9 protein-coding genes are annotated in these 9,268 nt (G+C 44.1%); 3 read left to right on the forward strand and 6 right to left on the reverse strand.

Annotation, left to right across the window (positions count from 1 at the left end; translation table 11 throughout):
* Positions 1 to 147: 147 nt before the first annotated feature.
* The 4 genes from FTU54_RS14575 to grpE form a co-directional block, all read right to left on the reverse strand.
* Positions 148 to 537 (reverse strand): hypothetical protein, encoded by a 390-nt coding sequence (locus tag FTU54_RS14575; RefSeq protein ID WP_162182855.1) that lies wholly within the window; start codon positions 535 to 537, stop codon positions 148 to 150.
* Positions 538 to 657: 120 nt separating this feature from the next.
* On the reverse strand, positions 658 to 1,569 hold the full coding sequence (locus FTU54_RS14580; protein ID WP_180074870.1) for a matrixin family metalloprotease: 912 nt from the start codon (positions 1,567 to 1,569) through the stop codon (positions 658 to 660).
* 230 nt (positions 1,570 to 1,799) lie between these two features.
* Positions 1,800 to 3,740 (reverse strand): molecular chaperone DnaK, encoded by a 1,941-nt coding sequence (gene dnaK, locus FTU54_RS14585; protein WP_005181052.1) that lies wholly within the window; start codon positions 3,738 to 3,740, stop codon positions 1,800 to 1,802.
* Positions 3,741 to 3,859: 119 nt separating this feature from the next.
* A complete protein-coding gene (gene grpE / locus FTU54_RS14590; protein ID WP_005181051.1) occupies positions 3,860 to 4,408 on the reverse strand; it encodes a nucleotide exchange factor GrpE in 549 nt (182 codons plus the stop codon).
* Between the two features lie 833 nt (positions 4,409 to 5,241).
* On the opposite strand from grpE, the gene FTU54_RS14595 reads away from it, so the two are divergent.
* On the forward strand, positions 5,242 to 5,490 hold the full coding sequence (locus tag FTU54_RS14595) for a hypothetical protein (RefSeq protein WP_180055057.1): 249 nt from the start codon (positions 5,242 to 5,244) through the stop codon (positions 5,488 to 5,490).
* Between the two features lie 241 nt (positions 5,491 to 5,731).
* Here the strand turns inward: FTU54_RS14595 and FTU54_RS14600 are convergent, their stop codons facing one another.
* Positions 5,732 to 6,157, reverse strand: a complete 426-nt coding sequence (locus FTU54_RS14600; RefSeq protein WP_127801898.1) for a hypothetical protein — start codon at positions 6,155 to 6,157, stop codon at positions 5,732 to 5,734.
* Positions 6,158 to 6,359: 202 nt separating this feature from the next.
* On the opposite strand from FTU54_RS14600, the gene FTU54_RS14605 reads away from it, so the two are divergent.
* Positions 6,360 to 7,436, forward strand: a complete 1,077-nt coding sequence (locus FTU54_RS14605) for an alpha/beta hydrolase (protein ID WP_180074871.1) — start codon at positions 6,360 to 6,362, stop codon at positions 7,434 to 7,436.
* A 10-nt stretch (positions 7,437 to 7,446) separates the two neighbouring features.
* Here FTU54_RS14605 and FTU54_RS14610 read toward each other — a convergent pair whose 3' ends face one another.
* A complete protein-coding gene (locus FTU54_RS14610; RefSeq protein ID WP_104470771.1) occupies positions 7,447 to 8,157 on the reverse strand; it encodes an acetoacetate decarboxylase family protein in 711 nt (236 codons plus the stop codon).
* Positions 8,158 to 8,254: 97 nt separating this feature from the next.
* On the opposite strand from FTU54_RS14610, the gene FTU54_RS14615 reads away from it, so the two are divergent.
* Positions 8,255 to 8,827, forward strand: coding sequence for a peptidylprolyl isomerase (locus FTU54_RS14615; RefSeq protein ID WP_005181044.1), 573 nt, complete (start codon positions 8,255 to 8,257; stop codon positions 8,825 to 8,827).
* The last annotated feature ends 441 nt before the right edge of the window (positions 8,828 to 9,268 follow it).

Raw genomic sequence — 9,268 nt, forward strand, 5'->3', positions numbered from 1 at the left:
GAATAATTCAAGTGAATTTGTTTGAAAGAAGAACTTTAAAAGCTTTATTTTCACCCGATAAAATACCCATAAAACAAGAGGAAGCTCAAATGAGCTTCCTCTTGTGAAAAATTGTGGGACAGCAATGGCCTTATGGCGCCCTGATGTTTATTCAATATCTGAGGTATCAATCTTCACGGCTTCTAAAATATCAAAAATGACCGTGGTTACATCCTGACTCAAATCACGGTTGTTAAACACCTCATAGGCCGTAATGGTGACATCGGTGTCGCTTGGCAGCAGTTTTTGTTCTTCTTCAATCAGGTGATTGACCGGCAACAGGGTCTGTTTAATTTCTAAATGCAGGATATCTTCAAACTCGACATTTTCTTCTTCGAGTTCAATCATCTGCTCATTAAAATATGGCAATAGAATAGAGTAGAGATACGGTTGAATATCGACGATATCAAACAGTTCAATATCACGCGTTTGTTCAATCGTGCTGATGTGGTCATTTACTTCAATCAAAATATGGTAGTAACTCACATTAATCTCCACAAACATTCCTGTTGAAATTGCGGCTTTCACAATAACATGAAATAGTCAGAGAGGGCAGTGCTGTTGGCGATAAAGCCCCGGTTTTCTAGATTAACTTGTAATGAAAAGCATCAAATGTATTTAACGCTGCTGCAAAAGCGCCAAATCGGCGGCAGTTAGTTGAAAATGATCCAGATTTTGCTCTTGCATGAGAGGATGCATCAGGGCATGTGGATCATGGGTATGCCCCAATCCCAAGGCGTGACCGAATTCATGTGCCAAGGTTAAACGCAGGTCGGCGGCTGACTGAAACTCATAGATGAGAATAGTTTTGCCATCAAAACTGCCTTTATCAAATAAACGCGGCTGAAAGCGCTGGTTAAATTGCTGCACCGAAGCATCAATTGACTGATTCAGCTGGTTGAGGGCATCGATCTGTTGGTTCAAGCCTGCAATACGCACATTAAACTGTTGAATTTCAGCCTGTAAACTGGCGGTTTGCTGTTCGAGTTGCTGACGCTGCAGGTTTAAAGAGCTGCGCTGTATGGTTGATGCACCGCCTTGCTGGTTCAGCTGCTGCACCTGCTGGTTATAGGCATTCAGCTGTTGCTGTAACTGGGCATTTTTAAAAGCCAGCTGCTGGTTCAGTTGCTGAATCTGCTGTTTGACTGCCTGCACTTGGGCCTGCTGGCGTTCCCAGTGCTGCTGCTGTTGCTCAATCTGGCCCATCTGCAGGCGACGCTGTTCCGATTCATGTTGGCGTTCATCATAAATCAGGCGGATTGCCAGTCGCGCTTGTGAATCATAGACAAAATAGTCCTGACCAGTACCCTCTGTCCAGATTTGTGTGGCCTGTTGTGCCAGTTGCACTACTTCGGCATGGCTTAAACCAAAGCGCGGGTCCACTTCGGCAATCCGGTAACGCAGCCGGGTATCCAAAGGTGCCTGAATCCGGGTCAGCAGGCTGTTGTGCTGCAACTGCGGATGCTGCTGGTTCTGATACCACAGCATGGCGGCAAACAGCAGTAACACAATCAGGATTAAGGGACGCATCACGCAGATTGGGCTTCCTGTAGAGAGGGGATAATTAACTGCACATCCGCATCTGTGATTGACCGATTTTCTTTCCTTTATATAACAGGGAAAACGGTCAAGCAGAGTAGGCCAGATGGGGGTGCCTAACTAGCTTAAAAAAGCCGCAGGGTGGAAACAAGTCTTTTTTGCTTTCAAGCAGATATAAAAAAACCGCGCTTACGCGCGGTCTTTTTGTTTAAAGTGACAAATTATTTTTTGTCATCTTTCACTTCAGTGAATTCAGCATCTACAACGCCATCGTCCGCTTTTTGCTGTTGGCCAGCATCACCACCGAAGGCATTCGGGTCAAAACCTTGCGCACCGCCTTGGCCTTGAGCTGCTTCATATGCACGTTGCGTAATTGGCATGATGATGTTTTGCAGTGCTTCAGTTTTCGCTTTGATCGCGTCAACGTCATTTTCTTTGGTTGCTGCTTCAAGTTCTGAAACTGCTGTTTCTACCGCAGTTTTTTCATCAGCAGTCACTTGTTCGCCAAGATCTTTTACTGCTTTTTGAGCAGAAGAAACCAGGGCATCTGCTTCGTTACGTGCTTTTGCCAGTTCTTCAAACTTACGGTCTTCTTCAGCATTCGCTTCAGCGTCTTTGATCATCGCTTCGATTTCAGCATCAGACAAACCTGAGTTTGCTTTAATCTGGATCGATTGCTCTTTACCCGTGCTCTTGTCTTTCGCAGACACTTTCAAGATACCATCCGCGTTGATGTCGAACGATACTTCAATTTGTGGCACACCGCGTGGCGCAGGTGGGATGTCACCCAACTGGAAGTTACCCAACAATTTGTTTTGTTGAGCCATTTTTCGCTCACCCTGGTACACCGAAATGTCTACTGCAGGCTGGTTGTCCGCAGCGGTAGAGAACACTTGCGATTTTTTCGCAGGGATTGTGGTGTTTTTCTCGATGATTGGCGTTAACACACCGCCCATGGTTTCAATACCCAGTGTCAGCGGTGTTACGTCAAGTAAAAGAACGTCGTTCTTGTCACCTGAAAGTACCGCACCTTGAATTGCCGCACCCATTGCCACAGCTTCATCCGGGTTCACGTCTTTACGTGGCTCTTTACCGAAGAATTCTTGTACTTTTTGTTGTACAAGTGGCATACGAGACTGACCACCCACCAAAATCACGTCAGAGATGTCAGATGTTGAAAGACCCGCATCTTTCAGTGCAATACGGCAAGGTTCGATGGTACGCGCAACTAGGTCTGCAACCAAACCTTCTAATTTCGCACGTGTTACGTTGATCACCAAGTGTTTAGGACCAGTCGCATCAGCCGTGATGTATGGCAGGTTGATTTCAGTTGCATTCGAAGAAGAAAGCTCGATTTTTGCTTTTTCAGCCGCTTCTTTCAAACGTTGTAACGCCAGTGGATCATTTTTCAGGTTGACATTTTGTTCTTTCTTGAACTCTTCAACCAGGTAATCGATCAATGCGTTATCGAAGTCTTCACCACCTAAGAAGGTATCACCGTTAGTCGACAATACTTCGATTTGCTGGTCGCCATCAAGATCCGCAATTTCAATGATGGATACGTCGAAAGTACCACCACCCAAGTCATAGACTGCAACTTTACGGTCGCCTTCTTTCTTGTCCATACCGAACGCTAACGCCGCAGCAGTAGGTTCGTTGATGATACGTTTAACGTCTAAACCAGCAATTTTACCGGCATCTTTAGTCGCTTGACGCTGTGCATCGTTGAAGTATGCAGGAACGGTTACAACTGCTTCAGTAACAGTTTCACCGAGGTAATCTTCCGCAGTTTTCTTCATTTTTTTCAGAACTTCTGCAGAGATTTGCTGTGGTGCTAATTTTTTGTCGTTAACTTCAACCCAAGCATCACCATTGTCTGCTTTGATGATTTTGTATGGCACCAGACCGATATCTTTTTGTACCGCTTGGTCTTCATAACGACGACCGATCAGACGTTTGATTGCGAACAATGTGTTTTTCGGGTTAGTTACTGCTTGACGTTTCGCAGACTGACCGACCAGGATTTCGCCATCTTTATACGCAATAATAGATGGAGTTGTACGCGCGCCTTCAGCGTTTTCAATTACTTTAACTTTATCGCCTTCAAGTACCGCAACACATGAGTTGGTTGTACCTAAGTCAATACCAATGATTTTAGCCATTTGGATGTTTCCTCAAAAATTTTATTGTGCTTTACACTTGTTATCCGATATGAGAGCCGTTCAATTTTTTTCAAGTTAAAAATATGAAAAAATTTCACCAACTCCCGAATTTATGAGGCTTAAGCGCCGACCATAACCATTGCAGGACGCAATAAACGGCCATTTAAGCTATAACCTTTTTGCAGTACGTTGCCAATTTCGTTGGCTTTGGCTGTTGGATCAATGCCCACCGCCTGATGTAAATCTGCATTGAAACCGTTCGCGGTATCTACCGCCACAATGCCGAATTTCTCTAAAGTCGTCAGCAGTGATTTCAGCGTCAGTTCCACCCCTTCAGACAGCGGGGTTTTTTCTTCGCCAGCTGCGGCAATAGCACGTTCCAGGTTATCTACGCTATCGAGCAGTTCTTTGGCAAATTTCTCCAGCACTGCTTCTTTATGCTTTTCAGATTCACGCTGAATACGCTCGACACTCTTTTGCGCTTCATACACTGCATTGGCGGTACGCGCTTTTTCAAGTTTTAAATCGCCTTCGAGCTGCGCAATCTGTTCTTGTAAAGACTCAACGGAAACGTCTGCCTGCTCGGTTTCAGCTTGAGTTTGGGTAGTATCTTGTTCTACTTGCTCTTGTTGCAGATCTTGAGCGTCTTGGTTGTGCTCGGTTGCCATTGATTTACTCCGTTTAAATGGGTTCTTAAACATGTACAGTCCTTCTGGCATCAGTATTGACTGGTTCATTCTGAACTGCCATGAGTGATGAATTTCGTAATTATTAAAGAAGTCGGGGCAGGGGATAAAAATTCAAGCGGTGCCAGTCATTAAATCTGCAGAAATTTGCTGAAAAAACATACATTCTTTTAATTTTTGATCTTTTTAGCAGGGAGGGTGCAGGAAGATACTACGAGGCTGAAACCCCAATTTATGGGAAAATGATTTTAATTTTAAGTCCGGATAAATTCTGTAGATGCTGTTGAGTTGTCTATACAAAATTTTTAAGTTGATTATTCTTTATACATAAAAACGATCAGAATGAGTGAAAAATACTATTTTACAGGGCAAGGTCAACTTTGTATGATTGCGCCCAGATTCTATCGCTGTAGTTTCTTTTGATATTTTCTTGAAATGTGTTTTCTGGCTTATCCGCCCTCTGGATAAGCCTTTTTTTTGCCCTAAAGATTTAAAAGTACCGCATTTACACTGTTATCTTTTCGCAAAACTAGCCGTATGTTGTGTAGAGCACGCTGTTTTCTCCCTCTAAAATAATTCTGCACTTTCGTCTTTTTTTATTGCTGTAATCTATAATAAAAACAGCAGATTAATCCTGCTGATTCCTTCCATTGGCTGTAAAAACAGCTGCATCTTCACGTTTATAAAAAACTGCATAACTCGTACCGGTGGATATAAAAATTTAACTTTTTATCTGCCGAGCCAGCACCGAAATTTTGAAAGTATAGCCAGCGCAAAGTTGGACTTTGTATTTTTCAATAAATGAGGATCGAATGATGAAAAAAATGGGTGTATTGGCTGTGGCCTTGTTTGCTGGACTGGCGGTAGTAGGCTGTAGCAGTCATGAAACAGCACAGGCGCCAGAAGTGGCACAAAATCCGGAGCAACCTGAAACGGTACAGGTGACTACCATGCCGGTAGAAGCGGGGGCTGAAGTGGGCGTAGCCGCAGAAGTTACTGCCCCGGCCATTGCTGCACCAGCAGGGTCGGAAGCACCGGCAGTTGAGGCACAGCCGCAGCCCTAAATTCAACGCTGTCTATTTCAAATGAAACAGGACCATCATTTAAATCAGGGAGGAAGATTTAATTTCTAAATAGGAATATTCAAAAAATGGCCAGGGAAGGCCAGCTATTTTCACTATTATTATGGAAGGTCGTTATTTTTCTATCACAGCGCTTTCAATCAAAGCACCTTGTAAAAATAAAAACCCGAAAGCCAGGTTTTCGGGTTTTTAAACTGTACATCGCACACTGTCAAATACAGGATTAATCACGACGGTCACGTTGCCGTTTGCGATATTCTTCCATCCGTTTACGCTGTTCTTCGACCCGTTTTTTACGCTGCTCTTGCTGTTTGCGTTCGACTTGCTGGCGTTTACGGTTCAGTTCGGCGCGTCGTTCGCGTTCCCGTTGTAACTGCTGACGGCTTTGTTCGGCACGTTTACGTTCCAGTTCACGTTTTTGTCGATCCCACTGCGCTTCGCGTTGGTGTTGCTGTTGTAAGCGTTTCTGACGTTGTTCATATTCCCAACGCTGACGTTCTGTCATGCGGCGATAATCATAGTTACGGTCGTAATCCCGGTCATAACGATGATCATAGCGGCCATTGTAGTGACCATCTTCAGGGAACGCGACACAACCGACCGCTAAAAATACGGTCGCGCAGGAAACCAAGAGGAGTTTTCTAGACATGGTGAGCGTCCTTTTTCTATCCGGATTAGCAAAATCAATCCCTCTGTATCATCAAAATTGTCAATGACACCTTATAGAAATAAGATTAGCGTATATAAATTCTGAATATGTAGGCCGATGACTGGACTTCTATAACGAAATAGTCACTAAACTGCTGATCATGTAGAAAATGTGAAGAATGAATAAAAAAGGAAGATGATAGATGAGTGCGTATCAACAGAAACTGCAAAAAATCATTGATAACAGTCAGGGTACGGTGGTGCGAACACTCGATCATTTACCGTGTGTGGCGCAGGAATCACTGGCGCGCGCCTTGGGCTATCCTTATCAGTATCCGCAACTTGATCCCCTCATTAAATGCATGATGGCGGCCCAAATCAAGCAGGGGCGTATCGGTTTTATTGGCGAAAATCCGGCGCAATCACGTCAGGCTTTTGATACTCAGATGAAGGCGATCCGTAAACAGCCGACCTATGTCAAACGGGTCGAAGATTTACGTTTAAGCCTGCAAAGTGGCACCATTTCAGCTCGTTATTATCATCCTGCACCGCATAAAAAACTGCCGTTGATTGTGTTTTATCATGGTGGTGGTTTTGTGGTGGGTAATCTCGATACCCATGATGAAGTTTGCCGGCTATTGGCGCATGCCGCTCAGGCGCAGGTGGTCAGTGTCGATTATCCACTGACCCCCGAGGTTTCACCGACACAGCTGATTCAGTGCTGTGAAGATGCTTTGGCTTGGGTGTATCAGCATCGCCGTCAATTTAATATTCTGAAAAACCGTATTGCCGTGGCGGGTGACAGTGCTGGTGCCAATATTGCTACCGTGGTGTCACAGCGCAGTAAAAATACCGCCTATGCACCGCATGCCCAGCTACTGATTTATCCAGTGGTGGATTTTAAAAGCCGTCATCCGTCGTTCTTTGCCTATAAAGACGGTCTGGTGCTGACTGAGCAGGATATTGATTTCGTCACCGAGTATTATGCCTTACAGCACAATATGGCACTGGATGATGCCCTGATTTCACCGACTTACGGCAATTTAAGAAAACTACCGCCGACCTTTATTGTGACGGCCGGGCATGACGTGCTGCACGATGAAGCGGAAATTTATGCGCACAAGCTGCGTCAGCAAGGGGTCAAAGTTCAATATAAGGAATATAGTGACCAGACCCATGGTTTTATTAATTTAACCCCGGTTTCGCGCCGTGCCAAAAAACTCACGCTCGAGCTGGGCAAGAATTTCAGAAAATTCTGGGATCGACCACGCTTCTTTTAAAAGGAGTGACTTAAAAAGGCCGACTCAGATTTTTTCTGGTTTCACGTGGAACAGCGGTTTTGGTTTTAATCTGCGCTTCGGGGAATAACAGATCAAACTCCGGCACATAAAAACTTTGTAATAGTCGGGCCTGGGAAAAATCAGGAAAAATATCCTGGGTATTTTGCCATTCCACCGTTTTGAGTTTAGATAAACGGCCGCGAAATTTCGGACTAAACTGGTAGCGCTGGCCTTGCCAGGCCTGCTGAATGGATAAAAATGAAGCCGGAATATGGTGGCTATTGATATAAAACGAGGTGCTGTTTTTCGGCCGCTCCAGACAAATTGACATCTCTTGCTGCTGATGACGCACAATACAATAGGTGCGACCTTCTTTTTCCAGCCATTCAAATTCGGCCAGCTCTTTCGGAATGCCCCATAACTGCTGGCCATGCACTAAAGAGGCCTGAGTGGAGACATAAATCTTGGGGATGGTCGACAAGCGATGTTTATACAATAAAGGATGATCCATAATTAACAGTTCATCATACGGACCCACTGGCGAATCCTGATAACGGATCAGCATCACATTGACCATGCGTCCTAAAGGAGACGGGGCCAGCCGAAAACGCTTGGCTGTTTTCAGGAAAAAAGGGTTCAGCCAATAATTCAAAATAAAAGCATCGCCGTGTAAGCGCCAAGGCGGATGCGCAAAAATCTGCTTCTGGATATTGTTATTCATCTTATTCTCAGGATTTGAAAGGAACAGCTAATGTTTTCTTCATACTGAACAATTAATATAAGTGAAGCAAAACATCAAACCACGGATTCGTAAAGAAATGTTAAAACGTAGCGTTCTTATGGCCGCCAGCCTTGCCTTTAGTGCCTCTGCATGGGCTGCCAATTCAATGATTGAAATGAAAACTTCCATGGGCAATATTGAAATTGAACTTTTTAACGACAAAGCGCCATTGTCAGCAGCCAATTTTGAAAAATATGTCAGTAGCAGTTTTTATACCGGTACCATTTTCCATCGCGTCATTCCGGGCTTTATGATTCAGGGCGGCGGTATGGATGCAGCCATGGTGGAACGTCCGAATACCCGTCCACCGGTCAGAAATGAATCCTATAATGGCCTGAGCAATCAGCGTGGTACTTTGGCGATGGCACGGACCAATCATCCTGATTCAGCCAAAAGCCAGTTTTTTATTAATCTGGTCGATAACGACTTCCTGAATAAAAGTCCACGTAATGCGGGTTATGCCGTGTTTGGCCGTGTTACCAAGGGGATGGATGTGGTCGATAAAATTGCCAAAGTACCGACCCGCAATGTTGGTGTGCACCAGAATGTTCCGGCTCAACCGGTGAAAATCCTGAGTGTGAAGATAAAACCGGCAACGGCAAAAAATTAACGAAAATAAAAAGCAGAAATATAAATTAAATATTTCTGCTTTAAAATTAGAAGTTTATTTCAAAGATCGGGTAAAAATGCTCCATATTGGTGCATAAAAAAGAAACACTCGATAAAACAAGATGCTAAAAGCACTTGCGTGTGTAAGAAATTGTCCTATAATGCACCCCATACCGACGAGATACACGGTGATGAACGAGGCGGATCGCTGAGTTGTCGAGTGTTTTGAGTCCAGCTTCTGGCACTGATGAGGTGTTGGAAAGATCATTAAGAGATTATGAAGAACAACTTGTGTGGATTTTTACTGGTTGATTGATCGAAATTATTTTCATTGATTGATTGGTTTAAATTACTCGAAGTTTATTTGAGCGAAATTTAAGTCAGAAAATTGATGAGCCAAGTTTAAGAACTTTACTTATAAAGTTCGAAATGATTTTAACTG

The organism is Acinetobacter sp. YH12116 (assembly GCF_013418895.1).
Lineage (GTDB): Bacteria > Pseudomonadota > Gammaproteobacteria > Pseudomonadales > Moraxellaceae > Acinetobacter > Acinetobacter indicus.

What these genes read in the sequence shown, in the direction of transcription:
- FTU54_RS14605 (WP_180074871.1), top strand. Translation starts at nt 6,360, where the DNA reads ATGAGTGCGTATCAACAGAAACTGCAAAAAATCATTGATAACAGTCAG.
- FTU54_RS14595 (WP_180055057.1), top strand. Translation starts at nt 5,242, where the DNA reads ATGAAAAAAATGGGTGTATTGGCTGTGGCCTTGTTTGCTGGACTGGCG.
- dnaK (WP_005181052.1), bottom strand. Translation starts at nt 3,740, where the DNA reads ATGGCTAAAATCATTGGTATTGACTTAGGTACAACCAACTCATGTGTT.
- FTU54_RS14600 (WP_127801898.1), bottom strand. Translation starts at nt 6,157, where the DNA reads ATGTCTAGAAAACTCCTCTTGGTTTCCTGCGCGACCGTATTTTTAGCG.
- FTU54_RS14610 (WP_104470771.1), bottom strand. Translation starts at nt 8,157, where the DNA reads ATGAATAACAATATCCAGAAGCAGATTTTTGCGCATCCGCCTTGGCGC.
- FTU54_RS14615 (WP_005181044.1), top strand. Translation starts at nt 8,255, where the DNA reads ATGTTAAAACGTAGCGTTCTTATGGCCGCCAGCCTTGCCTTTAGTGCC.
- grpE (WP_005181051.1), bottom strand. Translation starts at nt 4,408, where the DNA reads ATGGCAACCGAGCACAACCAAGACGCTCAAGATCTGCAACAAGAGCAA.
- FTU54_RS14580 (WP_180074870.1), bottom strand. Translation starts at nt 1,569, where the DNA reads ATGCGTCCCTTAATCCTGATTGTGTTACTGCTGTTTGCCGCCATGCTG.